Genomic DNA, 23239 nt, shown 5'->3' with positions numbered 1-23239 from the left:
CGGGCGCGGGGGCGCTGGCCGGTGCGGTGACGGACCTGGGCGGGGCGCCGGGCGCGCTGCTGGGCGCGGGCGCGGCGGTCTGCGCGCTGGTCGGCCACCGGGTGGCGAGCTACGACTACCCCTCCCGCTTCGTGCACTTCACCGCGGGTGTGGCCCTGCCGCTGGCGGCCGCGGCCCCGGCGGTGTACCTGCTGGGGCGGCTCGCCGGCTGAGCCGCGAACGGCGCGGCGGACCCGAGCGGACCCGAGCGGACCCGAGCGGACGCGAGCGGACCCGAGCGGACGCGGCGGACGCGAGCGGAGAGGACGGACGGGTCCGCGGCCCTCGCGACTCCCCCCGGCAGGCGACACGGGCGTGCCCGCGACCCTCGCGCCCCCCGAACGGGAGATGCTCCGCGAGCCTCGTGAGGCGCGTCCGTTGTCACAGATGATCGACAATTTCGCGGCGCCCCTTCCGCGCGGAGTTACCCTCACGCTGGGCGGCCGGCCGGTCGTCGGGGTCAGCCTGGTGGGGGAAGCACCGCATGCGCGCACTGCGAATACTGCTCGTCGTCGTTGTGATCCTGGGCGGTCTCTTCGTGATCGTCGACCGGGTCGCGGTCAACTTCGCCGAGGGCGAGGCCGCCGACCGGCTGAGGACCAGCGAGAATCTCGCGTCCACGCCCGACGTGTCCATCAAGGGCTTCCCCTTCCTCACCCAGGTGGCGAGCGGCAGCCTCGACGAGGTCGAGGTCGGCATCCAGGACTACGAGGCCGGCACCGGTGACGGCGCCCAGAGGATCCGTATCGCCGATCTGCGCGCCGACATGAAGGGCGTGGAGTTCTCCGGCGACTACAGCTCCGCCACCGCTCAGAGCGCCACCGGCAGCGCCACGATCTCCTACGACGAGCTGCTGAAGACCGCCAAGTCCGAGCCCACCCAGGTCGCACCGGGCGTCACCGCGAACGTCGTCGGCCTCTCCGACGGCGGCAACGGAAAGATCAAGGTACGGGTGGAGGCCACCGTGCTCGGCGCCAAGCTGCCCGAGCCGGTGTTCGTGCTCAGCTCGGTGAAGGTGGTGGACGGCGACACGGTGCGCGTGAAGGCGGACGCGCTGCCGAAGTTCGGCTCGGTCTCGCTGCCCGAGTCGCGGGTGCGGAAGATCACCGACTTCCAGCAGAAGATCGACGGCCTGCCCGGCGGCATCAAGCTCGACAAGGTCGAGGCGGGCCAGGACGGCGTGCACATCACGGTGAAGGGTTCCGAGGTCCGGCTGGTTGGGTAGGTCCCGCCGCGACGCATGCTTTCCCGGGGCGGAAGCAGCCGAAGTCTCCGGGGCGGAAGCAGCCGAAGTCTCCGGGGCGGAAGCAGCCGAAGTCTCCGGGGTGGAAGCGGCCGAAAGTCTCCGGGCGGAAGCGACCGAAAGCGTCCCGGCTGACGTGCGGCGTCCGGGAAATGAGACGACGGCGTCCGCTGAGCAGATGTGACGCCCCTACACGCGCGGCGCGGGCCCGGAACGCCGGGCCCGGGGAGCTTCACGTCCCGCAATCCGGACGATCGCATCTCAACATACGACACACCGGTGACACGCCCGCCTCACGCTCCCTACGATCGGGGCCATGAAGCGACAGGCGGATCTCACGAAGCGGCGGGCAGTAGACCTGTGCCGTGTCGCCGCCATGCTCTGTCGCACCTTCTGAGCGGACGCCGACGTTCGCATTCCCCCTGCCCGGATGAGGGCACCCGTGTGCCGGTCCCGTACGGCCGTGCACGCCTTTTCGCACGCACGCCCCGCCGCAACTGCCCCGGAGGAGAGAGCATGAGCCGCAGCGACGTCCTGGTCGACGCCGATTGGCTGCAGGAACACCTGGACGACCCGACCATCGCCATCGTCGAGGTGGACGAGGACACCACCGCCTACGAGAAGAACCACATCCGGAACGCCATCCGGATCGACTGGACCAAGGACCTGCAGGACCCGGTCCGCCGCGACTTCATCGACCAGGCCGGCTTCGAGAAGCTGCTGTCGGAGAAGGGCATCGCCAACGACCACACGGTGATCCTCTACGGCGGCAACAACAACTGGTTCGCGGCGTACGCCTACTGGTACTTCAAGCTGTACGGCCACGAGAACGTCAAGCTCCTCGACGGCGGCCGCAAGAAGTGGGAGCTGGACGCCCGTGAGCTGGTGCCCGGCGACGAGGTGCCGGAGCGGCCGAAGACCGAGTACAAGGCCAAGCCGCAGGACACCTCGATCCGCGCCTTCCGGGACGAGGTCGTCGCCGCGATCGGCTCGCAGAACCTGGTCGACGTGCGCTCGCCCGACGAGTTCTCCGGCAAGCTGCTCGCCCCGGCCCACCTGCCGCAGGAGCAGTCGCAGCGTCCGGGCCACGTGCCGAGCGCGAAGAACATCCCGTGGTCCAAGAACGCCAACGACGACGGCACCTTCAAGTCGGACGAGGAGCTGAAGAAGCTCTACGAGGAGGAGGGCGTCGACCTCTCCAAGGACACCATCGCCTACTGCCGCATCGGTGAGCGTTCCGCGCTGAGCTGGTTCGTGCTGCACGAGCTGCTCGGTGTCGAGAACGTCAAGAACTACGACGGCTCCTGGACCGAGTACGGCTCCCTCATCGGCGTGCCGATCGAGCTCGGCTCCGGCAAGTGATCCAACCCGACCGACCTTTTCAGAACCCTTCAGGAGAAAGACATGTGCGGTGCGAAGGCCGGCGGCCCGGACGCCTCGACGATCAAGCCGGGTGAGACCACCATCCAGGGTCAGGTGACCCGCGACGGCGAGCCGGTGACGGGCTACGTCCGTCTGCTGGACTCGACCGGCGAGTTCACCGCGGAGGTCCCGACGTCCGCGACCGGACAGTTCCGCTTCTACGCGGCCGAGGGCACGTGGACCGTCCGCGCGCTGGTGCCCGGTGCCACCGCCGACCGCACGGTCGTCGCCCAGAAGGGCGGGCTGGCCGAGGTCGCGATCGCGGTCTGACACAGACGCAGCCCCTGGTCAGGGCTGGTGACGGCCCAAGGGCCGCACCCCGTGGGTTGGACGCCACCTGGGGTGCGGCCCTTCCGCGTGCGCACCCGCGGCTTCACGCAGGTGACGGGCATACGCTGGTCGTATGTACGCGCGCCGGCGCCGCATCTACTTCGCCATGATGGGCACGTGCATCGCGCTGTTCGTCCTGGCCTGGGGCGTCGTGCGGCTGTGGTCCGTGCCCGTGGCCGTCGGCATGTGCGTGGTGGCCATGCTCATCCCGCCGCTCGCCGCGATGATCGCCAACCGGCGCGGCCCGGACGACCGCTGGTGGGACGACCCCTCCGGCGATCCGCAGTCCGACGAGTGGTGGGACGAACTGGACGGCAAGAAGCGCCCCGGCGGCCCGCCTCCGTGACCAGGGCGGCCCTCCTGTGCACGAGCGTCAGTAGACGAGCGCCTGGGTGTCCTCCCCCATGGCCTCCTGCACGAAGACCTGGGCGCCCGCGATCCGCACGCCCTCGATGACGTCCTTCTCCGTGATCTCCCGGCGGGCGGCGCACTGCGTGCACAGGGTGACCCGCCCGGCCGCCAGCACGGACTCCAGCAGCTCCGGCAGCGGGGCGGCGTGCGGCAGCTCGAACTCGGCGGCCCGGCCCGGCAGGGCGAACCACGCGGACTCCCCGGTGAGCCACAGCGAGACGTCCACTCCACTGGCCGCGGCCACCGCCGCCACCGTGAACGCCTGCGAGCACCGTTCGGGGGCGTCGGCCCCGGCGGTCACCTTGATCACGAGCTTCTTCGCCATGCCTGAATCGTAATCACGTCGCCTGCAACCAGCGTCCCCGTCCGGAAGTCACCTCTGCGCGCGCAGACACCGCGCGTTCCGCCTTCTGTGAGGGGACGTCTTGGAACAACCCGAAGAGACGCCGTGCGCCCCGGCCGCGGCGAGACCCAGCGACGCGCCGGACGCCGCCGAGGCGGCCGGGGCAGCCCGGGGGAGCGGAGCCCGAACGGTCCGCCGGTGAGTGCCGGTCCGGCGGCGCCGGGCGCAGCCGGGGCCGGACCGTCGCGCTGATCACGGCCGGAGCGCTGCTCGGGCTGGTGGCCGGCACCTGCACGGGCTATCTGATCCAGGCCGATCGTGAGCCGACCCCGCTGCCGTCGCTGTCCCAGCCGGAGCTGAAGCGGGCCACGGGACCCGCGTCCTGGGGCGGCACCGAGGCCGTGCCGTTCTGGCAGACGGTGACCCTGCAGGCGCAGCTGCTGAGCTGACCGACCTCACACCGAGGGCCGGATCCCGGGCGCGTAAGCTGGGGTCCGGCCCTGTGCACATCTTCCGCACCCCCGCTCAAGGAGCACCCCGTGGAACTCTTCTTCGAACTTCTGTTGGTCCTGGTTGCCGTCGGCGTGCTCGCCTTCGCCGGGCTGACCGTGAAGAAGCTGTACCAGGGCCAGCGCTGAAACGACGCTAGGAACTACTGCTCATGATCGAGATCCCGTCCGACCTGCACAAGGACCTCGTGCCGCTCGCCTTCCTGCTGGGCCACTGGGTCGGCGCGGGCGTGCACGACTTCCCCGGCTCCGAGAAGTGCAATTTCGGGCAGGAGGTCGCCTTCACCCACGACGGCCGGGACTTCCTGGAGTACCGCTCGCACACCTGGGTGCTCGACAGCGAGGGCAACAAGGTCAGGCCGCTGGAGTCGGAGCACGGCTTCTGGCGGATCGACTCCGACCGCAAGGTCGAGGTGACGATGACCCGCGACGACGGCGTCATCGAGATCTGGTACGGCGAGCTCGCCGACAAGAAGCCGCAGATCGACCTGGTCACCGACGCGGTGGCGCGCACCGCCGGCTCCCGCCCCTACAGCGGCGGCAAGCGGCTGTACGGCTACGTCAAGAGCGACCTGATGTGGGTCGGCGAGAAGCAGACCCCCGAGGTCTCGCTGCGCCCCTACATGTCGGCGCACCTGAAGAAGGCCGTCACCCCGGAGGAGGTCGAGCGCTGGGCCAAGGCCCTGCCCGACGACCTGCCGGACGACGGGATCGCCTTCTTCAAGTAGTCCCGGCATCGCTTCGAGTGGTTCCGGCACCGGTCCGGTCCCGTTCCGGGTGGTTCCGGCCCCGTGGGTTCCGCCGCCGCAACGCCTAGACTTTCCGGTGTGGTGAGCACCGACTGGAAGAGCGACCTCAGGCAGCGCGGCTACCGGCTGACGCCGCAGCGCCAGCTTGTCCTCGAAGCAGTGGACACCCTGGAGCACGCGACCCCCGACGACATCCTCGCGGAAGTGAGAAAGACGGCGTCGGGGGTCAACATTTCCACCGTCTACCGGACCCTGGAGCTCCTGGAGGAGCTGGGGCTGGTCAGTCATGCGCACCTGGGGCACGGTGCGCCGACCTACCACCTGGCCGACCGCCACCACCACATCCACCTGGTCTGCCGGGACTGCACCAGCGTGATCGAGGCGGACCTGTCGGTGGCCGACGAGTTCACCGCCAAGCTCCGGCAGGAGTTCGGCTTCGACACGGACATGAAGCACTTCGCGATCTTCGGCCGCTGCAAGGACTGCTCGCTCAAGCATTCAAATACCGAGTCGTAGGCTTACGGATATGAAGAGCCCCCTGCTGACCCTGCCCGGCGCCGTCCCCGCCGAGGGCGTGGACGAAGGCGTGGCCGCCCACTACGGCGACCTGTTCCGTGAGCAGCGTGCCCTCGCCGACGGCACCGGCTTCGTCGATCTGTCCCACCGCGGGGTCGTCACCGTCTCCGGTCCGGAGCGGCTCGGCTGGCTGCACCTGCTGCTCACCCAGCATGTCAGCGAACTCCCTCCCCACCAGGCCACCGAGGCGCTGATCCTGTCCGCGCACGGCCACATCGAGCACGCCCTGTATCTGGTCGACGACGGGGAGACGGTGTGGGCGCATGTGGAGCCCGGCACCCAGGACGCGCTGATCGCGTACCTGGAGTCGATGAAGTTCTTCTACCGGGTCGAGATCGCCGACCGCACCGACGACATCGCGGTGGTCCATCTGCCGGCCGGCTCGATCACCGAGGCGCCCGAGGGCGTGGTCGTACGGGAGACCCCGTACGGGCGTGATCTGTTCCTGCCCCGTGAGGACCTGGAGTCCTTCGCCCGGCAGGCCGGGCCGCCCGCCGGGATCCTCGCCCACGAGGCGCTGCGGGTCGAGGCGCACCGCCCGCGGCTCGGCTTCGAGACCGACCACCGCACGATCCCGCACGAGCTGGGCTGGATCGGCACCGCGGTGCATCTGCAGAAGGGCTGCTACCGCGGGCAGGAGACCGTCGCCCGGGTGCAGAACCTGGGCAAGCCGCCGCGCCGGCTGGTCTTCCTGCACCTGGACGGCAGCGAGGTCCACCTGCCGGCGCCGGGCACCGAGATCCGGCTCGCCGACGACGGCCCCGACGGCCGCAAGATCGGCTTCGTCACCACGTCCGTACGCCACCACGAGCTGGGCCCGGTCGCCCTCGCCCTGGTCAAGCGGAACGTCCCGGTGGACGCCCGGCTGCTCGCCGGGGAGACGGCCGCGGCGCAGGAGACGGTCGTCGAGCCCTAAGGCACGCGACAGGCCCTGGTGCCCGCCTTCCGGACCCTGAGGGGGTCTGGCTAGATCTCCAGCAGCACGGTGAACGGGCCGTCGTTGGTCAGGGACACCCGCATCTGCGCGCCGAAGCGGCCCGTGGCCACCGTCGCGCCCAGGGAGCGCAGCCGGGCCACCACCTCGTCGACCAGCGGCTCGGCCACATCGCCGGGGGCGGCGGCGTTCCAGGTGGGACGGCGCCCCTTGCGGGCGTCGCCGTAAAGAGTGAACTGGCTGATGACCAGCAGCGGGGCGTCGACGTCGCTGCACGACCGCTCGTCCTTCAGCATCCGGATCGTCCAGAGCTTGCGGGCGAGCTGCGCCGCCTTCTCCTTGGTGTCCTCGTGGGTCACGCCGACGAGGACACACAGGCCCTCGCCCTCGATCGCCCCGACCGTCTCGCCGTCCACGACGACGCTCGCGCCGTCCACCCTCTGCACCACTGCTCGCATACGACCATCATGCCGTTCGGCGAACAGGCTCCCGAGCGGGGTCGGGGCACCGCCCCGGTCGGGCTATTTTTACTCCTTAACCCCCATCTGGGGTTGATCGGGACCACTCGGTCACATAGCGACCACTTGGGGTGGCACGATGCTTGGCACACGCCGGTCGAGGGGACGGTAGAGGCACATGAGCACACCAGGGACCGGGCAGCCGCCTGGGGCTGTCTCGTTGACCCAGGGGAGCGCGGGCGAACGGGAGTTCCACCGCCCGCCCACCCAGCGCACGGACAGCCCCGAGCTGCCGCAGGAGCCGCCCGAGCACGACCTGAGCGTGCTCAGCCTGAGCGAGCTGCGCACGCTGCGCCGGGACGCCCAGCGCGACGAGGCGGACCTGAGCTACGTACGGCGGCTGCTGCAGGGCCGTATCGACATCCTCCGCGCGGAGCTGACCCGGCGGGCGCCGGTGGGCTCGGCGTCGGTGGCCGCTCCGGCCGAGGCGTCCGTGGTCGAGCGGCTGCCGGAGATCCTGCGGGACACCCCGGCCCGGCAGCGCTCCTCCGCCCGCCATGTCACGCTCGGCACCCCGCAGAGCGAGGAGTACCGGCGGCTGGCCGCCGACATGCTCGGCGAGGTCGAGCTGTCCGACCTGAGCGCCCGAACCGACGGGGAGCTGCACGCGGCGATGGGCCGGCTGGTGCGGTACGAGCAGCAGGTGTCGCGGCGCCGGCAGCGGCTGCAGCGCACCGCCGACGACTGCAGCGCGGAGATCGCCCGCAGGTACCGTGAGGGAGAAGCGCAAGTCGACGACCTGCTCGTCTGAGCTCGTCCGAGGCGGGAGCCGGCCCGGCGATCCCGGGCTCCCCGCGACGGGCGGGCTCCGTCCGTTCGTCCTTCCGGAGGCCACCGCCGATGTCCGCATCCTCCCCGTCCACCTCCCCCGCATCCGCCGGCTCCCAGCCGCCGATATCCGGCGCCGCCGCCGCACCGCCGGTGCTCGCCGAGGTGGTCCGCTCGGGGTTCGTGGAGGGGCGGCACCGGGGCAGCCTGGTGCTGCTGGACGCGGACGGTTCGCTGCGGCTGGCGCTCGGCGATGTGACGGCACCGGTGTTCCCGCGCTCCTGCAACAAGCCGATGCAGGCGGCCGGGATGCTCCGGGCGGGGCTCGACCTGTCGGGGGAGCGGCTGGCGCTGGCCGCGGCGAGCCACTCGGGCGAGAGCTTCCACCGCGACCTGGTCCGCAAGATGCTCGCCGAGCACGGGCTGACCGAGGAGCAATTGGGCTGCCCGCCGGACCTGCCGCTGGACGCCGAGGAGCGGGAGACCTACCTGGCGGCGGGCGGCAGCCGCAGCCGGGTGGCCATGGACTGCTCCGGCAAGCACACCGCGATGCTCGCCACCTGTGTGCGGCGCGACTGGCCGCTGGACCGCTACCTCGACCCCGGCCACCCGCTGCAGCGGCTCATCCACAGCAGTGTGGAGGAGGCCGCGGGCGAGAAGGTGGCCGCCACCGGCACCGACGGCTGCGGCGCCCCGCTCCTGGCCATCAGCCTCGCCGGACTCGCCCGCGCCTACCGCTCCTTCGTCCTCGCCGGACCCGGCACACCGGAACGCCGGGTCGCCGACGCGATGCGCGCCCACCCCGAGTACGTCGCCGGCACCCGCCGCGCCGACACCTGGCTGATGCGGGAGATCCCGGGCGCCCTGTCCAAGGTGGGCGCCGAGGCGGTCCAGGCGGCCGCCCTGCCGGACGGCCGCGCGCTGGCGTTCAAGGTGGAGGACGGGGCGGTACGGACCCTGGGGCCGGTGCTGGCCCGGGCGCTGCGGCTGCTGGGCGTGGACGCCCCTGTGCTGGACCGGATCGGCCGGGCGCCGCTGCTGGGCGGCGGGCGTGAGGTGGGGGAGATCCGGGCGGTGTTCTGAGCCGCGTGATCTTCCCGCCGGCCGGCGCGGTCCCCGGGCTGCTCGGCGGGCTCCCCGGCTCCCCCCAGGGGGCGTCGCGGTCGCGGGGGCCGCCGTAAATCCGCGCGACATCGCACCGATGTGCGACCTACCGTGAGCCCATGACGTCCCGCGCAGACATCGATGTACGTCCCGTCGACGAGACCGAGTTCGCGGACTGGAACCGCGCCCTGAACACCGGTTTCCTGCGGGAGCCGCACAGCTCAGAGGAGGTCCTCGAGGCGCGGCGCAAGGCGTTCGCCGCCAGCCGGCTGGTCGGCGCCTTCGACTCCGGCCGGTGCGTGGCGACGTTCCGTTCGTTCGCGCAGGAGCTGACCGCGGTCGGCGGCCGGGCCGTGCCCGCCGACGCGGTCTCCAGCGTCACCGTCTCCGCCACCCACCGCCGCCGCGGCCTGCTCAGCCGCATGATGCAGCAGGACCTGGCGGCGGCGAAGGAGCGCGGAGACGTAGTGGCGACCCTGATCTCCGCCGAGTACCCGATCTACGGCCGCTACGGCTTCGGCCCGGCCACCACCACGACCGAGTGGACGATCGATGTGCCCCGCTCCGGGCTCGACGCCCGCTGGGCGGGTCCGGAGGACGGCGGCCGGGTCGACTTCCTCGACCCGGAGGACGTGCGCAAGCTGGGTCCCGAGCTGCACGACCGGCTGCGCCGCAGCCGGCCCGGCGTCGTCGACCGGGACGAGCTGTGGTGGCAGCAGGACACCGGTGTGCTGCGGTTCCACGGCGCCTGGCCGGAGCCGTTCTACGCGGTGTACCGCGCGGCCTCCGGCGAGGTCGAGGGCATGGTGTCCTACAAGATCGAGGACCACTGGGGCGACGCCAAGCAGCCGCAGAACACGGTGCGCGTGCGCTGGCTGATCGCGGTGACCCCGGCCGCCGAGCGCGCGCTGTGGCGCTATCTCTGCTCGATCGACTGGGTCGTGACGGTGAAGAGCGGCGGCCGCGCCCCCGACGACCTGCTCCCCCTCTTCCTGCCGGACGCGCGGGCCGCCGCCATCACCACCCAGGCGGACTGGCTGTGGGTGCGGATCCTGGACGTCGTACGGGCCCTGGAGGCGCGCACCTACGAGGCGGCCGGCTCGCTGGTGCTGGAGGTGACCGACCGGGGCGGGCTGACCGGGGGCCGGTACCGGCTGGAGGCGTCCGAGGACGGCGCGGGGTCGTGCACGCCCACCGATGCGAGCGCCGATCTCAGCCTGGAGACCGGCGAGTTGGCGGCGCTGTGGCTCGGGGACGAGTCGGCGGTGCGGCTGGCGGCCGCGGGGCGGGTGCGGGAAGAACGAGCGGGCGCCGCCCGTCAGGCCGACGCCCTGCTGCGTACCTCCAGGCGACCGTGGTGCCCGGACGTGTTCTGAGCGCGCGGCTCGCGCGCTGAACGGGTTCTGCCTGCTTCTGACGGGACCTCCTTCCGACGACTGCGAATGGGCGCTCATCCGTAGCGAGCTGTTCAGTTGTGGTTGTGGTTGTTGTGCGGTGGTGCCGACTGGCCGGTCTCCCGGCTCCCCTCCGGAAGGGAGCCCGGCCAGACGTCTGTGGGTGCCCTTCAGCACAGCAGGGCTGGTGCCTTCGTTGGGACTTGATGCCTTCAGCCGGGCTGGGCGAGCAGCATCACGAGGATGACCGCGCCGATGCCGCTGATCAGGGTGTTGCGGGCCTTGAGGCCCACCGCGAGGGCGACGAACGCGATGATGCCCATCGGGCCGTACTTCCACTCGATGAACTGCTCGAATCCGATGGCCAGGGCGGCGAGGACGATGGCGACAAGCGGCATGGCGGTCCCCCTTGGACTCGGTGGTCCCCAACCGTCACCCTGATGGCCAACCGCTGAAAAGTTTGACCATGTTGCTGAAGTTGGTGACCAACTCTTTCATGGTTATCTCCACTTGGAAGCGACTCATAACCACCTCTCACTGAACTGCCCAAAGATGGCGGGAAGTTGTAGTGTTTGGTTGTGGAGCCGGAACACGCCTCCGTCAATGGACGGAAGAGGCCACAGCGGCCACGGCGGACACACCGTGAGGTGGCCGAGGAGCTGCGCGCCCGGATCAGGTCCGGAGTGCTGCGGGCCGGCGAGCGCATGCCCACACAGGCCCAGCTGGCCGAGGAGTTCGGCGTCGAACGCGGTGTGGTGCGCCGTGCGCTGGGCATCCTGCACTCCGAGCACCTGCTCACTCAGGTCTCCAAGGGGGCGCCCGCGAAGGTCGTCGCCGACCCGGGCGGCGCGCTGACCGGCCCGGCCGCCTCGCCGGTGCCCACGATGGTGGGCCTCGCCCCGCGCATCGCCGCCGCCTTCGCGGCCGAGCAGGTGGAGGTCGACGCCGTCTGCCTCACCTCCATCTCCCTCAACCTCGCCCTCGGCGAACCGCTGCGCCAGATCCACGCCGGGCGGCTGAAACCGGCCAGGATCGACGTCCGGATCCTCCTGCCCAGCCGCAACATCGACCTCGCCTTTCCCGTCCCGGTGGACGGCCGGCACCGCGACGACACCCACACCGTGCACCAGCGCTGGCTGCTCCAGCGCAACGCCCAAGGCCAAGTGCTGAAGCACAACCTCCTCGCGCTGCGCGCCACCCACGGCATCGATGTCCGGGTCAGCTTCCGTGCCCTGCCCTTCACCCCGCCGGTGAAGCTGTACCTGCTCAATGGCGCCGAGGCGCTGTTCGCGTACTACACCCTCTCCCGCCGGGAGGCGGAGATCGGCCAGGAACGGCTGGAGATGTACGACGCCGAGGGCATCCAGTCCTTGCTCTTCGCCTTCGAGCAGGGCGCCTCGCTGCGCGACACGACGTTCGTCGAGCAGTCGCACCTGTGGTTCAACGCACTGTGGGAGACGATCAGTTCGGAGCTGGCGCTCCTGAACTGACGTCTCCCACAGCTCCGGGACGTGCGACGTTCCTGGCTCATAGGGCCGGCCTCGCCAGCAGCAGCGCGAGCAGGACCGCTCCGGTGGAGCTGACGCCGGGGCTGTTGGCCTTGAGGCCCAGGGTGAGCAGCAGCAGACCGATGATGCCGGTGACGCCGTACGTCCAGGCGACGAGCTGTTCGACGGTGATGACCAGGACGGCGGAGACGAGGGCGAGGACGGGCACGGGTTCCTCCTTCGGAGTCTTCGAAGGCCTTCGAAGACCCTCGGTGGTCTTCGGAAGCGTCTGTCGGCTTTCGGAAGCAAGCCTTCCGCCAACTCCGTGAAGTTGGTCGCCAACTTTCTTTAAGTTGTCCCCGCTTGGCTGCTACTCATAAACAACTTGCAAACAACTCCCCATAGATGGATGGAAGTTGTAGCGTTTGGTCGTGACCCAGGAGAACGTCGCAGTGAACGGCAGCAGAAGGCTCTCGCCCCAGGAGATCGCCGACATCCTGCGCGAACGCATCCGCACCGGCGAGCTGAGGGCCGGCGACCGCCTGCCCACCCAGGCCGAGCTCGCCGAGGAGTTCGGCGTGGAGCGCGGCACCGTGCGCCAGGCACTGCGCGCCCTCCAGCAGGACGGCCTGCTCAGCAACGTCAGCAAGGGCAGCCCGCCGCGGATCGCCGAACCGCCGCCGGCCCGCGAGGAGCCCCGGCCCACCATGGTCGCCTTGGCGCCCAGGCTGACCGAGGCCTTCTCCGCGCCGCACGTCCGGGTCGACGTCGTCTGCCACACCTCCGAGACCCTGATGCTGGCCCTGGGCGAACCTCTCCGCCTGATCCACGAGGGCCGCATCCGACCGGAGTCGATCGATTTCCGGGTACTTCTGCCGTCCCGCAAGATCAATCTCGCCTTCCCGGTCCTGGCCGAGCAGGACGCCGACGGGGACGAGGCCGCGGGCGCCTCCGTACCCGACCCCGTGCACGAGCGCTGGCTGCAGATGCGCAACGCCCAGGCCCAGGTGCTGGACCACAACCTGCGCGCCTTCCGCTCCACCCACGGCATCGACGTCCAGGTCCGCTTCCGCGCCCTGCCCTTCACCCCGCCCAGCAAGCTCTACCTGCTCAACCAGGAAGAGGCGCTGCTCGGCTACTACATGCTGGTGCGCCGCGAGGAGGAGTGGGGCAGCCGGACCCTGGACATGTACGACGTGCTCGGCTCCAAGTCCCTGCTGTTCTCCTTCGTCAAGCAGGCCGGGCCCCGGGACGCGGCGTTCGTGGAGGAATCCCAGAAGTGGTTCGATGCCCTCTGGGAAACCATCACGTCGGACCTGACACTCTCCTAGTGACTTCTGAGACGACGCAGACTGATCCGGTGACGGCCGAGACCGAGAGGGAGCCGAACGCGCTGCGGGATCTGATCACGCGTGCGCGGACCGTGCTGTGGGACTTCGACGGGCCGATCTGCCGCCTGTTCGCGCGCCACTCGGCGGAACGAGTGGCGAGAGAGCTCGTCGAGTGGCTGGAGGGCAACGGGCTGCACGGCCTGCTCACCGAGAAAGAACGCGAGTCCCTGGACCCGCACGTCGTCCTCCGCGCCGTCGACCGGCGCCACCCCGGCAGCGACCTGGTCGCCGAGCTGGAGGAGCGGCTCACCAAGGAGGAGCTGCTGGCGGCCAAGTCGGCGATGCCCACGGCCTGGGCCGACCCCCTCATCCGCACCTGGGCCGCACGGGGCGTCCGTCTGGCCATCACCACCAACAACTCCCCGCGCGTCAGCCGCACCTACCTCGAGAGCCGCGGCCTCCTCGCCTGCTTCGCCCCCCACCTCTACGGCCGCACCCAGGAACTCCACCACCTCAAACCCCACCCGCACTGCATCAACCGCGCCCTCAACGCGCTCGGCGCCGCCCCCGCCTCCGCCCTGATGATCGGCGACACCCCCTCCGACCTCCACGCCGCCCGCTCCGCCGGCGTCAGCTTCCTCGGCTACGCCCGCAACGAACGCAAGGACAAGCTGCTGCGGGAGGCGGGGGCGGAGGTCGTGGTGGGGTCGCTCGAGGCGGTCCTCGCGCTGGTGCGGGAGCCGGAGTGACGGCCGGCGCTCGCTACGCCTGGATCATCAGCAGCGTGAACAGCACGGCGGCACCGACGGCGAGCCCGCTCCGCCGCAGCTGTATCGCCGCGCCGATCAGAAGCAGGAGCGCCACACCGAGTGTGCCGAGCTTTGTCTCCGCGAGCGTGCTCAGGCATAACCCGCCGATGCGGCCGAGCGCGTTGAGCAGGAGCATGTGCACCAACTCCGTCCAGTCCCGGTGGGGCGCTCAACTATCAGTCCAATTGGACTGATAGTTGTGAAACCGGTCTGCCCGGTCCGGCTGATCCCTTAACCAACCTCCCAATGTGCGCGGACAGTTGGTGCATGCCCGGTTTGCCGCCGGCGTCCGAGCGGTAGGTACCAGGCGTGGAGGGGCAGCAGGCCGGCGAGGGCGCCGGCAAGGGTTTCCGGGCTATCGCCGATGAACTGCGCGGACGGATAGCGGACGGCCTGTATCCCCTGCGGAGCTTCCTGCCGTCCCAGCGGGACCTTGCCGAGGAGCTCGGGGTCTCCCGCGACACCGTGCAGCGCGCGCTGAGAGAACTGAGCGACGAGGGATGGATCGAGTCGAGGCGGGGCAGCGGCTCGCGTGTGATCAAAGTCCAGCGCATCCAGTCGACGGTTCCGAAGGCCACCAGACCGAGCCGTGGCCTGACGCTGGACCTGTTCATAAGTGAGGCCTTCGAGGCGCCCGAAGTCGCGCTGGATGTCTACACGTTGACGTCCGAGTCGTTGAGCGCCCACATCGGGCTGCAGGCCCAGCGCATCCGGCGGGGCTCCATCTCCCCCCAGAAGATCACCCTGAGGATGCTGCTGCCGGACGCCTCGCTGCCACTGCCGTACCCCCGCGTCAAGGACGACCGCACCGACACCCGGCCGCTCGAGCGCCTGCGCGCCATCACCGACCTTCACACCACCTCGCTCCAGACGGCCCTGAACGACCTGCGAACGGAGAAGCTCGTCCCCTCGGTCGACGTGCGGATCCGCCACGCCCCGCTGCCTCCGGCCTTCAAGCTGTACCTGCTGAACGGCAAGGAGGCGCTGCACGGCATGTATGAGGTGGTGGAACGGCCCATGCAGCTGGAGGGCGGCGAGGTGGTCACGGCCCTCGACGTCATCGGAGTGGGTTCCACCTTGACCCATCATGTGAAGGACCAGGATGCGCATTCTCCGGGGTCCGTCTTCGTCGAGAGCATGCGTCTGTGGTTCGACTCGGTCTGGGAGCGGCTCACTCGATAGGCCGCCCGGGGCAAGGGGCGCCCAGTACCTGATGAGACGTGAGTTGTGTGCTGTAGCATCTGCGCACCGATGAGCGATTGCTCGCCTCTGTTCGTATAGAGGCTTACCCAGCCGGACTCGAACGGGCTCGCGCAGGCTCAGGCGAACGGGTGACAACAATGCCCGAAGCGACCAGGCCGACAGGCGCGTCCCGCCCAGCCTGCATACCGTCGACAGTGACTCTTCTCGCACCTCCCGGAGCGGCCCGTGGGCGCACCACCTATTCCCCGACCAGTCGTCGGGGAACGCGCCGCAACCGGCGCCGACTACCGTGCTCTGGTCCGGCACGCCATTGAGCTCGGACTGCCGTGCAACGGCCACCACAACCGGAACTATGTCGTGGCCCTGCCCCCTCGGGAGGCCTTACTGCTCGGTCGCGAGCCCGGCACCTCGGTGACGGTGCGGGTGCCCCGCACCGAGGCGCTCCAAGTGGTGATCAGGACCTGGTCGGACGAGGCCGAGATCCTGCGGGCGATCAGAGGCGTACTGCCGCATGCACCGGAGTGCCTGGTCAAGGACGACGCGTTTGCGATCCACAGCTACGTCGAAGGCGTCCCGTTGTCGAGCGTGTGCGGGAACGGCAAGCCGGTCGACACGCTGCTCATCAAGGCGCTCGCCGGGCTGCTGGCCCAGATGACGCAGGTGCGGCGGGGCGCACTGCCGCCGCTGCCGGCCCTGTGGCCCAGCAACGACACCGACAGTCAGGGGTTTCTGCGCACGCTGGCGCACCTGGCCGACCGGCAGATCAGGCAGCCCAATTGGACCGCCTTCGGTGGCCTGTTCGCTGCCCTCGGTATCCCTGAGAACGCCCTGGCCGAGTTCGCCGCCTGTGTCCCCGCGATGGCCAGACGGCCTTACAGCCTGCTCCACGCCGATCTGCACCGCGACAACCTGATCGTCTCCTACGCCGGTGAGCCGCCGCTGATCTGCGTCGACTGGGAGCTGGCCACCTACGGCGATCCGCTGCACGATCTCGCCACCCATCTGGTGCGGATGCAGTACCCGGTCCACCAGCGTCCCGAGGTGGTCGACGCGTGGGCGGAGGCGATGCAGCGGGTCCGCCCGGCCGCGGTCAACGGACTCGGCAAGGATCTGCGGCACTACCTGGCCTTCGAGCGTGCCCAGTCGGTCTTCCCGGACGTGATGAGAGCCGCGCGGTCGCTGGAGACGTCTTACACCCAGAAGAGCATGGAAGAGGCGACGGCCGAGGTGAGCCGGGCGCTGGAGGCCGCGGCCGGTCCCCTGCGGTTGCGGAACGTGCCCGGCGAGAGGGAGATCGAGCAGGCTCTGTTCCGTTGGCTGGCATCGCGCTCGGGGCGCCGTCAGGGCGGGAGCCTGGCAGCCAAGGCGCTCGCCTGGCAGCCGGACCGCCGCCTGCCCCTGCCCGGTGACTTCTCCGAGACCGATGTGCGCGACGCCCTCGCCCTGGAGGGCGCGGCCCCGGCGGGGCGCGTGTTCAAGGGGACCGCGCACCTCAACACCGTGCTGCGGGTGCCGGGCTTCGAGGTCCCCGTGGTCATCCGGCGCAAACTGCCGGAGGCGAGCCGCCGCGAGTGGAGCTTCCTCAGCGAACACGCCGTCCTGCGCGCCATCGAGGAGACGCCGGTCTCCGTGGCGGCGCCCCGAGTGCTTGCGCTCGGGGTGAGTTTCCCCAACTACCACTTCGCCATCCACACCTACGTGGGCCCCGACATCGACCGTCCGCCGAACCATCCGGTGCATGGCCTTCTGCCGCACGAGGCGGACGGACTGGTGGACCAGTTGTGCGCCCTGACCAAGGTGGACTACCGGCAACTCGATCCGCTCGCGGGTGAGCGGGGCTTCTATTCGTGGCTGACGGACCAGCTGGTCACCATGGTGGCGGCCCTGCCCAGGAAGTCCCAGCAGCTGGCACGACACCTGGGGCTGCCGGACGCCGCGCGCCTGCGCCAGATCCTCTCCCGCCATCGGGCCAGTCACCGCGAACCGTCGCTGCTGCACGGCGACCTCAACCCGTGGAACTTGGTCCGCCGCGACGACGCCCTGGCGCTGACCATCATCGACTGGGAGATGGCCCTGGTCGGCGACCCGCTGTACGACCTCGTCCGCCACATGCACCTCACCCCCACCCGGCCCGAGATCCGCGACCGCATGTTCCGCCGGTGGGAGCGCCGGCTGCCCCCCGAGTACACCCGCGACTGGTGCAAGGACTGGCGGCTCTACCGCTCACTGGAGATCGTCCGCTCCGCCTATGTCGACCTCGACCGCATCGTCACGGGCGCAGGCATGGACGCCCCGAACGTCCAGCGCGCGGTGGACTCCTACGCCGTGACCCTGGCCGTGGCCACCGGCTTCCTCGGCCTCCCGGTCCGCTCGACGGTGAACCCCTATCTCGCACGGGCTCTGGCGTGAGAGAAACATGAGATGACCGGGTCCGGGCGCGACGGGCGATCCGGCCGCCGACGAGCCGGCCGTGGCCACCTGGGTCAGGCACTTCGATGACCTGTGGAACCTGGCCACCATGCCTCCGTGGCAGCGCAGCGCTGCGGCATGACCTCGTACACCTCGTACGCTCGACCCCATGAGCGAGACCGGACTGCGTGAACGCAAGCGGCAGCGGATGTACCAGGTGCTGTCGGACACCGCCGTCCGGCTCTTTCTGGAGCGGGGCTTCGACGCGGTGTCCGTCGCCGAGGTGGCGGCCGCGGCCGAGGTGTCCAAGCCGACGCTGTTCCGGTATTTCCCGGCCAAGGAGGACCTGGTCCTCCACCGGATCGCCGATCACCAGGACGAGGCCGCGCGGGTCGTGAAGGAGGGGCCGGCGCCGGTCGAGGCGCTGCGCCGGCACTTCCTGGCCGGGCTGGAGCGGTGCGACCCGGTGACCGGGCTCAACGACCAGCCCGAGGTGCTGGCGTATCACCGCCTGCTGTACGGGACGCCCGCCCTGGTCGCCCGGCTGCACGCGTATCTGGAGCGGTCCGAGGCGTCGCTGGCCGAGGCGCTCGGGGGCGGCCTGGACGCCCGGCTCGCCGCCGGGCAGATCATTGCCGTGCGCCGGATCCTCGCGGAGGAGAACTGGCGGCGGATGGCGGCGGGCGAGCGGGCGGAGGACGTCCGGCCGGACGCGGTGGCGGCCGCGGAGCGGGCCTTCGGGATGCTGGAGGAGACGGTCTCCCGACTGCTCGATGAGGCTCAGTAATAAAATTAACTCGGTTACGTCTTTGGTCTACGCTCGGTGGCATGACGTCACCCGAGACCGCCCTCCAGCACGCCCTCGACCAGGAACGCCGGCACCACGACCGCTGCCGCACCGTCCTCGACGCCATGGTGCGCGGCGCGGGCGAACAGGTCGTCGCCGGTGAGGACGTCTCCGCCTCCGGGGCGGACGCCGAAGTACTGGGACGCCGGCTGCGCACGCAGGCGAAAGAGCTGCGGGAACTGCCGGAAGGGCCGTTGTTCTTCGGGCGGCTGGACTTCTCCCCGGACGACACCCGCCACCCCGGGCAGCGCTACCACATCGGGCGCCTGCGCATCACCGAGCACCCCGCCGCCCCACCGCTCGTCGTGGACTGGCGGGCCCCCGTCTCCCGCGCCTACTACCAGGCCTCGGCCCGCGATCCGCAGGGCGTCGCCGTGCGCCGCCGGTTCGGCTGGGCGCCGGGCAGCCGGGGCGACTCCGCAGACCTGACCGGTCTGGAGGACGAGCATCTGCAGCGCGAGGAGGCAGGGCGGGCACCGGCCGCCAGCGCCCTCGTCATCCGCGAGATCGAACGCCCCCGTACCGGCCCCATGCGGGACATCGCGGCCACCATCCAGCCCGAGCAGGACGATCTAGTGCGCGCCGCCCTCGCCGACTCCGTCTGTGTCCAGGGCGCCCCCGGCACCGGCAAGACCGCCGTCGGACTGCACCGGGCCGCCTACCTCCTCTACACCCACCCGCAGCGCATCCGCCGCGGCGGACTGCTGATCCTCGGCCCCAACCGCGCCTTCCTGTCGTACATCTCGGAGGTTCTGCCGGCGCTCGGCGAGAGCGGGGTGCGGCAGACGACACTGCTCGAGGAGATCGGCCGCCACCCGGTGACCGGGACCGACGACCCCCGGGCCGCCGGGATCAAGCACGACGTCCGGATGGCCGAGGTGCTCCGCCGGGCGCTGTACGCGCGAGTGCGGGCCGACGCCGCCGGTTCGCTCGCCGTGCCCGACGGGGCCTGCCGGTGGCGCGTCACGGAGGAGGAGATCGCGGCGATCGTGGCGGGCACCCTCGCCGAGGAGCCGCCGTACGGCACCGGCCGGGAGCGGGTCCGGACGCGGATCGTGCGAGGTCTGCGGGAGCGTGCCGAACAGCGCAGCGGCCCGCGCGGCCAGGCGTGGGTGCGGCGGATGGAGCGGTCCCGGCCGGTGACGGCGTGCCTGGATGCGGTATGGCCACGCGTACGGCCGGAGGAAGTGGTGGCCGGACTGCTCACCGATCCCGAGGTGCTGGCCCGTGCGGCGGACGGAGTGCTGGACGGCGAGGAGCAGAAGGCGGTGCTGTGGGCGAGCCCGCCGCGGTCGTGGCGCTCGGCGCGCTGGTCGGAGGCGGACCTGGTGCTGCTCGACGAGGTGGCAGGACTCCTCGATCATCCCGCGGGATACGGCCACGTCGTCGTCGACGAGGCACAGGACCTCTCGCCCATGGAGTGCCGGGCCGTCGCCCGCCGCTCCGCCTTCGGCTCGCTGACCGTACTGGGGGACCTGGCGCAGGGCACCACCCCCTGGGCCGCGCGCTCCTGGCCCACCCTGCTGCACCACCTGGGCAAGCCGGACGCCGCCGTGATCCCGCTGACCACCGGATTCCGGGTGCCGCGCGCCGTCCTCGCGCTCGCCAACCGGCTGCTGCGGAGGCTGGACGTCGACGTGCCGGTGCCCCGTTCCCTGCGCGGGGACGGGGAACTGAGCATCCGGCAGGTCGCCTCGCCCGGCGAGCTGCCGGACGCGGTGGTGACCGCGGTGCGGGAGGCGCTGGGACGCGAGGGTTCGGTCGGGGTGATCGCGGCGGACGCGGACGTGGCCGGGATCCGAGGGGTGCTCGCTGGGGCCGGAGTGCCGGTCGCGGGCCCGGAGGAGCTGGGGGCGCCGGTGAGCCTGGTGCCGGCGAGCGCCGCCAAGGGGCTGGAGTACGACCATGTGGTGGCCGTGGAGCCCGCGGCGATCGCCGAGGCGGAGGAGCGGGGGCTGCACCGGCTGTACGTGGTGCTGACGCGGGCCGTGTCGCGGCTGGAGGTGGTGGCGGCGCGGCCATTGCCCTTCTGACGTCGCCGCTGTCGTAGCGCCTTGGTGCTGTGACGTCGTTGCCGCCGCCGTTACGACGGACCGTCAGTCGAGCCAGTTGCCGTCGCGCATCAGGGTGCGGCCGGGGAGTTCGTCGGCCTCGCGCCAGGCCTGGATGCGGTGGGGGCGGAGGCGGAAGTACTGGTAGAGGGTGTCGAGGGTGCGCGGGTCGAAGCCGGTGCGGGCGGCGAAGGCGCCGGCGGCCTCGGAGCCCAGTTCGCCGAGGTCCACCGGCTCGGCGGTGGCGTCGACGATGACGACGTCGCGGGTGGGGCCGAGGCTGAGGCGGACCCGGTGGTCGGCGAGGAGGTTGCGGCTGGTCACCGAGGTGCGCGGAGTGGAGATGAGGAAGGTGCTGCCGTCCCAGTGGTAGGAGAGCGGGATCAGGTGGGGGCCGCCACCGGAGGGGTCGGCGGTCGCCACCCAGAGGTCGACCTCGCTCTCCAGCTTGGCGCGGGTGTCCCGCTGGCGCTGCGCACGGTCGCGCGGGGCGGCGGGCGCCGAAGCATCCGTGCTCGCTGTGCCGGCGGGCTTCGTCGTCGCGTCGGCTGTGGTCACTTCGTTCCGATCCCTTCCGTCATCTGCGTGAGTGTCGGCGCCGTGGCGGAGTCCTCCCACACGAACCCGTCCGGGTCGGTGAAGGAACCGAGGTCGCCGTTCACGGCGAGGCAGTGGGAGCCGCTGCCCTCGGGGGAGACGCCGGCGACCTTGGCGAGCCCGCGGCGTTTGTAGAGGGCCAGCTTGACCGGGGAGGAGCCGGTGGCGAACTCCACGTACTTGCTGCCGAAGCCCTTGGCGACGCTGAGCCCGCGCTCGACGTAGAAGCGCTTGCTCGCCGAGACGTCCTCGACGCCGAGCAGCAGCACCAGCTCGTCGAAGGTGCGCGTCGCCGGGCCGGTGTCCTTCTTCGACGAGGACGCGAGCTGCCAGATCGTCCCGTCGGGGGCCTGCACGACGCCGCCGTAGCCCCACAGCGACTTGGCGGCGGGCTTCAGCGCGGTGGCCCCGGCGGTGATCGCGGCGTCGAAGAAGGCGTTGACGTCGGCCGGCTGGGAGACGACGAGGGACAGCGTGAAACCGCGGAAGCCGGAGGCGGGGGCCTGGGCGGTGCGGAGCCGGAGCTGCGAGTCCAGGCCGAAGGCGGTGGTGTAGAAGCGGTGGGCGGCCTCGGTGTCGGCCACCTCGAGGGTGAGGGATTCGATGGTCGTCATGGCTCTCACGCTAGGGGTGACGGGTGGGCGGAGCTTCTTGATTCCTGACTGGTCCGGTCGGGGCCGGTCGGGGCGGTGGCCGGGGCCGGGCAGGGGGCTTCCTGGCAGGTCGTGTCCTGGCGGGTCGTGTCCTGGTCGGTGGTGTCCTGACCGGTCTCGGCGAGGGCCGCGGTGCGGGCGCGTCGCCACTCGGGCTGGCACATGCGTGACTCCTGCGGATGACGGGGGGACGCCGCCGCGCGCCCGCGGGCGCAGGCAGGGGCAGGCGAGGGGTGCGATGTACCGGGGGCTCAGCGGACTTCCTGGATGCGGACCATGTTGCCCGCGGGGTCGCGGAACGCGCAGTCGCGTACGCCGTACGGCTGATCCATGGGTTCCTGGACCACTTCCACGTCGTGGGACTGCACCTTCTCGAACGTCTCGTCGAGGTCCGGCGTGGCCAGCATGATCCAGCCGTAGGTGCCCTTGGCCATCATTTCGCGGATGGTGCGGCGCTCGTCCTCGGTGATGCCGGGGTCGGCGTCCGGCGGGGCCAGCAGGATCGACGTGCCGGGCTGCTGGGGCGGGCCGACGACGATCCAGCGCATCTTGTCCTTGCCGACGTCGCTGCGCACCTCGAAGCCGAGAACGTCCCGGTAGAAGGCGAGGGAGGCCTCCGGGTCGTCGTGCGGGAGAACGGTGGTGTGAATCGTGATGTCCATGTCGGTCAGGCTAGGCAGCCCCCACCGGCGCCGCTTCTCGATTCCTGACCGACTTGGCCAACCACCCATGACTGACCTGCCTGGCTACCGGGCGGGCTCCGGGGGTTCCCAGACCGAGCAGTCGTGGGCGAAGAGAACGCGTCGGGGGTCGAAGCCGGCGAGCCGGTCCAGCCAGCTCGGGTAGTGCGGCAGGGTCTGCTCGGCGCCGTGGAGTGACGCGTGGCGGACCAGGTGGTCCGCGGCGAAGTGGGATGCGGCGTCGTGCGCCTGGCCGGCGAGGACGACGGTGCCGTCGCTCTTCCGGACGGCCAGGGACTGGTGTCCCCGGGTGTGCCCGGGCGTCGGGATGACCCGGACTTTCGGCCGCTCCCAGCCGCTCCCAGCCGCTCCCAGCGGCTTCCAGCGGCTCCCAGCCGCTTCGAGCCGCTCCCAGCCGTGACGGCAGGCGGCAGCACCGCCGAGCGGCCAATGCCGTTCGGCACCACAAGGGCATCTCCGCTCGCGTAGTGAACGATCCCGGCGATCGGGGCGGCAGCGATGCCCAACGCATCTGAGCCCCGCGCTATCGGTGCCGCCATCTCCGAAGTCCGTGCGGAACTGGTAAGGGCTGATCAGAAGGCGGCCACGCTCCTTTGCACTGAAACGGACCTTGCTGGTAGCAGTGCGGACGTGGTCCATAAATGGCGGTTGGCGCCCGCGCCGCCTGGGGCGGGCGGGCGCCAATGCGCCTTGCGAGTCAGTGCCAGCCGGTGCAGGACCAGCTGCCCCCACGGCCGTCGTAGATCTCCACGCAGGCTCGGTAGGATGGCGTCCCGCCAGGTGGTGTAGCCGATCAGTGTTGAGGTGTGCG

Annotated in this window: 28 protein-coding genes and 2 pseudogenes; 20 read left to right on the top strand and 10 right to left on the bottom strand. The window is 70.9% G+C overall.

Going from position 1 to position 23239, the window contains the following annotated elements; genetic code table 11:
• The 6 genes and pseudogenes from ABD207_RS24795 to ABD207_RS24775 form a co-directional block, all read left to right on the top strand.
• A pseudogene (locus tag ABD207_RS24795) lies at positions 1-212 on the top strand (hypothetical protein); the annotation flags it as partial.
• Between the two features lie 311 nt (positions 213-523).
• Positions 524-1264, top strand: coding sequence for an LmeA family phospholipid-binding protein (locus tag ABD207_RS24790; protein WP_344015322.1), 741 nt, complete (start codon positions 524-526; stop codon positions 1262-1264).
• Between the two features lie 334 nt (positions 1265-1598).
• Positions 1599-1679, top strand: a complete 81-nt coding sequence (locus tag ABD207_RS32185; RefSeq protein ID WP_350310325.1) for a putative leader peptide — start codon at positions 1599-1601, stop codon at positions 1677-1679.
• Positions 1680-1798: 119 nt separating this feature from the next.
• A complete protein-coding gene (locus tag ABD207_RS24785) occupies positions 1799-2644 on the top strand; it encodes a sulfurtransferase (RefSeq protein ID WP_344015321.1) in 846 nt (281 codons plus the stop codon).
• A 42-nt stretch (positions 2645-2686) separates the two neighbouring features.
• On the top strand, positions 2687-2974 hold the full coding sequence (locus ABD207_RS24780; RefSeq protein ID WP_028421436.1) for a DUF1416 domain-containing protein: 288 nt from the start codon (positions 2687-2689) through the stop codon (positions 2972-2974).
• A gap of 133 nt (positions 2975-3107) precedes the next feature.
• A complete protein-coding gene (locus tag ABD207_RS24775; RefSeq protein WP_344015320.1) occupies positions 3108-3380 on the top strand; it encodes a DUF3099 domain-containing protein in 273 nt (90 codons plus the stop codon).
• Positions 3381-3407: 27 nt separating this feature from the next.
• Here the strand turns inward: ABD207_RS24775 and ABD207_RS24770 are convergent, their stop codons facing one another.
• Positions 3408-3770: a DsrE family protein gene (locus ABD207_RS24770; RefSeq protein WP_344015319.1), complete on the bottom strand. Its 363-nt coding sequence runs from the start codon at positions 3768-3770 to the stop codon at positions 3408-3410.
• A gap of 296 nt (positions 3771-4066) precedes the next feature.
• On the opposite strand from ABD207_RS24770, the gene ABD207_RS24765 reads away from it, so the two are divergent.
• The 4 genes from ABD207_RS24765 to ygfZ all read left to right on the top strand — a co-directional run bounded on the left by ABD207_RS24765 (position 4067) and on the right by ygfZ (position 6538).
• Positions 4067-4237 carry a hypothetical protein gene (locus tag ABD207_RS24765; protein ID WP_344015318.1) on the top strand — a complete coding sequence of 57 codons (171 nt, stop codon included), beginning with the start codon at positions 4067-4069 and terminating at the stop codon, positions 4235-4237.
• Positions 4238-4449: 212 nt separating this feature from the next.
• A complete protein-coding gene (locus ABD207_RS24760) occupies positions 4450-5025 on the top strand; it encodes a heme-binding beta-barrel domain-containing protein (RefSeq protein ID WP_344015317.1) in 576 nt (191 codons plus the stop codon).
• Between the two features lie 99 nt (positions 5026-5124).
• Entirely contained in the window at positions 5125-5562 is a 438-nt protein-coding gene (locus tag ABD207_RS24755) for a Fur family transcriptional regulator (RefSeq protein ID WP_344015316.1), read from the top strand.
• Positions 5563-5572: 10 nt separating this feature from the next.
• A complete protein-coding gene (ygfZ, locus tag ABD207_RS24750; RefSeq protein ID WP_344015315.1) occupies positions 5573-6538 on the top strand; it encodes a CAF17-like 4Fe-4S cluster assembly/insertion protein YgfZ in 966 nt (321 codons plus the stop codon).
• Between the two features lie 50 nt (positions 6539-6588).
• On the opposite strand, the gene dtd is transcribed toward ygfZ, so the two are convergent.
• Positions 6589-7014: a D-aminoacyl-tRNA deacylase gene (gene dtd / locus ABD207_RS24745; protein ID WP_344015314.1), complete on the bottom strand. Its 426-nt coding sequence runs from the start codon at positions 7012-7014 to the stop codon at positions 6589-6591.
• Between the two features lie 178 nt (positions 7015-7192).
• Here dtd and ABD207_RS24740 point away from each other — a divergent pair, with 178 nt between their 5' ends.
• The 3 genes from ABD207_RS24740 to ABD207_RS24730 all read left to right on the top strand — a co-directional run bounded on the left by ABD207_RS24740 (position 7193) and on the right by ABD207_RS24730 (position 10322).
• A complete protein-coding gene (locus ABD207_RS24740) occupies positions 7193-7825 on the top strand; it encodes an RsiG family protein (RefSeq protein WP_167997462.1) in 633 nt (210 codons plus the stop codon).
• An 89-nt stretch (positions 7826-7914) separates the two neighbouring features.
• Positions 7915-8925 carry an asparaginase gene (locus tag ABD207_RS24735; protein WP_344015313.1) on the top strand — a complete coding sequence of 337 codons (1011 nt, stop codon included), beginning with the start codon at positions 7915-7917 and terminating at the stop codon, positions 8923-8925.
• Between the two features lie 140 nt (positions 8926-9065).
• Entirely contained in the window at positions 9066-10322 is a 1257-nt protein-coding gene (locus ABD207_RS24730) for a GNAT family N-acetyltransferase (protein ID WP_344015312.1), read from the top strand.
• 230 nt (positions 10323-10552) lie between these two features.
• Here the strand turns inward: ABD207_RS24730 and ABD207_RS24725 are convergent, their stop codons facing one another.
• Positions 10553-10738: a hypothetical protein gene (locus tag ABD207_RS24725; protein WP_167997459.1), complete on the bottom strand. Its 186-nt coding sequence runs from the start codon at positions 10736-10738 to the stop codon at positions 10553-10555.
• Between the two features lie 174 nt (positions 10739-10912).
• Between ABD207_RS24725 and ABD207_RS24720 the strand changes: the two genes are divergently transcribed.
• A complete protein-coding gene (locus ABD207_RS24720; protein ID WP_344015311.1) occupies positions 10913-11830 on the top strand; it encodes a FadR/GntR family transcriptional regulator in 918 nt (305 codons plus the stop codon).
• Positions 11831-11867: 37 nt separating this feature from the next.
• Here the strand turns inward: ABD207_RS24720 and ABD207_RS24715 are convergent, their stop codons facing one another.
• Positions 11868-12056, bottom strand: a complete 189-nt coding sequence (locus ABD207_RS24715) for a hypothetical protein (RefSeq protein ID WP_344015310.1) — start codon at positions 12054-12056, stop codon at positions 11868-11870.
• 196 nt (positions 12057-12252) lie between these two features.
• Between ABD207_RS24715 and ABD207_RS24710 the strand changes: the two genes are divergently transcribed.
• Positions 12253-13158 carry a winged helix-turn-helix domain-containing protein gene (locus ABD207_RS24710; protein WP_344015309.1) on the top strand — a complete coding sequence of 302 codons (906 nt, stop codon included), beginning with the start codon at positions 12253-12255 and terminating at the stop codon, positions 13156-13158.
• A gap of 29 nt (positions 13159-13187) precedes the next feature.
• Positions 13188-13907 (top strand): HAD family hydrolase, encoded by a 720-nt coding sequence (locus ABD207_RS24705; RefSeq protein WP_344015308.1) that lies wholly within the window; start codon positions 13188-13190, stop codon positions 13905-13907.
• A 13-nt stretch (positions 13908-13920) separates the two neighbouring features.
• On the opposite strand, the gene ABD207_RS24700 is transcribed toward ABD207_RS24705, so the two are convergent.
• Positions 13921-14103, bottom strand: a complete 183-nt coding sequence (locus tag ABD207_RS24700) for a hypothetical protein (RefSeq protein WP_344015307.1) — start codon at positions 14101-14103, stop codon at positions 13921-13923.
• 173 nt (positions 14104-14276) lie between these two features.
• On the opposite strand from ABD207_RS24700, the gene ABD207_RS24695 reads away from it, so the two are divergent.
• The 4 genes from ABD207_RS24695 (at position 14277) to ABD207_RS24680 (ending at position 20459) form a co-directional block, all read left to right on the top strand.
• On the top strand, positions 14277-15149 hold the full coding sequence (locus tag ABD207_RS24695; RefSeq protein WP_344015306.1) for a GntR family transcriptional regulator: 873 nt from the start codon (positions 14277-14279) through the stop codon (positions 15147-15149).
• Positions 15150-15395: 246 nt separating this feature from the next.
• Positions 15396-17579: a phosphotransferase gene (locus ABD207_RS24690; protein WP_425580810.1), complete on the top strand. Its 2184-nt coding sequence runs from the start codon at positions 15396-15398 to the stop codon at positions 17577-17579.
• 169 nt (positions 17580-17748) lie between these two features.
• Complete coding sequence (locus tag ABD207_RS24685) at positions 17749-18366, top strand: TetR family transcriptional regulator (protein WP_344015304.1); 618 nt, start codon at positions 17749-17751, stop codon at positions 18364-18366.
• Positions 18367-18407: 41 nt separating this feature from the next.
• Positions 18408-20459 carry a HelD family protein gene (locus ABD207_RS24680; RefSeq protein WP_344015303.1) on the top strand — a complete coding sequence of 684 codons (2052 nt, stop codon included), beginning with the start codon at positions 18408-18410 and terminating at the stop codon, positions 20457-20459.
• A gap of 63 nt (positions 20460-20522) precedes the next feature.
• Here the strand turns inward: ABD207_RS24680 and ABD207_RS24675 are convergent, their stop codons facing one another.
• The 5 genes and pseudogenes from ABD207_RS24675 to ABD207_RS24655 form a co-directional block, all read right to left on the bottom strand.
• On the bottom strand, positions 20523-21035 hold the full coding sequence (locus ABD207_RS24675) for a pyridoxamine 5'-phosphate oxidase family protein (protein ID WP_425580809.1): 513 nt from the start codon (positions 21033-21035) through the stop codon (positions 20523-20525).
• Positions 21032-21688 (bottom strand): glyoxalase, encoded by a 657-nt coding sequence (locus ABD207_RS24670; RefSeq protein WP_344015302.1) that lies wholly within the window; start codon positions 21686-21688, stop codon positions 21032-21034. Before ABD207_RS24670 ends, ABD207_RS24675 begins: the two co-directional genes overlap by 4 nt.
• A 5-nt stretch (positions 21689-21693) precedes the next feature.
• The gene (locus tag ABD207_RS24665; RefSeq protein ID WP_344015300.1) at positions 21694-21891 is read right to left on the bottom strand and encodes a hypothetical protein; all 198 of its coding nucleotides are present in this window, start codon (positions 21889-21891) and stop codon (positions 21694-21696) included.
• Between the two features lie 87 nt (positions 21892-21978).
• A complete protein-coding gene (locus tag ABD207_RS24660) occupies positions 21979-22389 on the bottom strand; it encodes a VOC family protein (RefSeq protein ID WP_344015299.1) in 411 nt (136 codons plus the stop codon).
• An 84-nt stretch (positions 22390-22473) separates the two neighbouring features.
• Positions 22474-22752 (bottom strand): annotated as a pseudogene (locus ABD207_RS24655) (N-acyl homoserine lactonase family protein); the annotation flags it as partial.
• Between the last annotated feature and the right edge of the window lie 487 nt (positions 22753-23239).

Origin of the sequence: Streptomyces thermospinosisporus, from assembly GCF_039526425.1 — a bacterium.
Classification (GTDB): domain Bacteria; phylum Actinomycetota; class Actinomycetes; order Streptomycetales; family Streptomycetaceae; genus Streptomyces; species Streptomyces thermocarboxydovorans.
The sequence above is the reverse complement of the archived record's forward strand: the minus strand, read 5'-3'. Positions and strand labels throughout refer to the sequence as shown.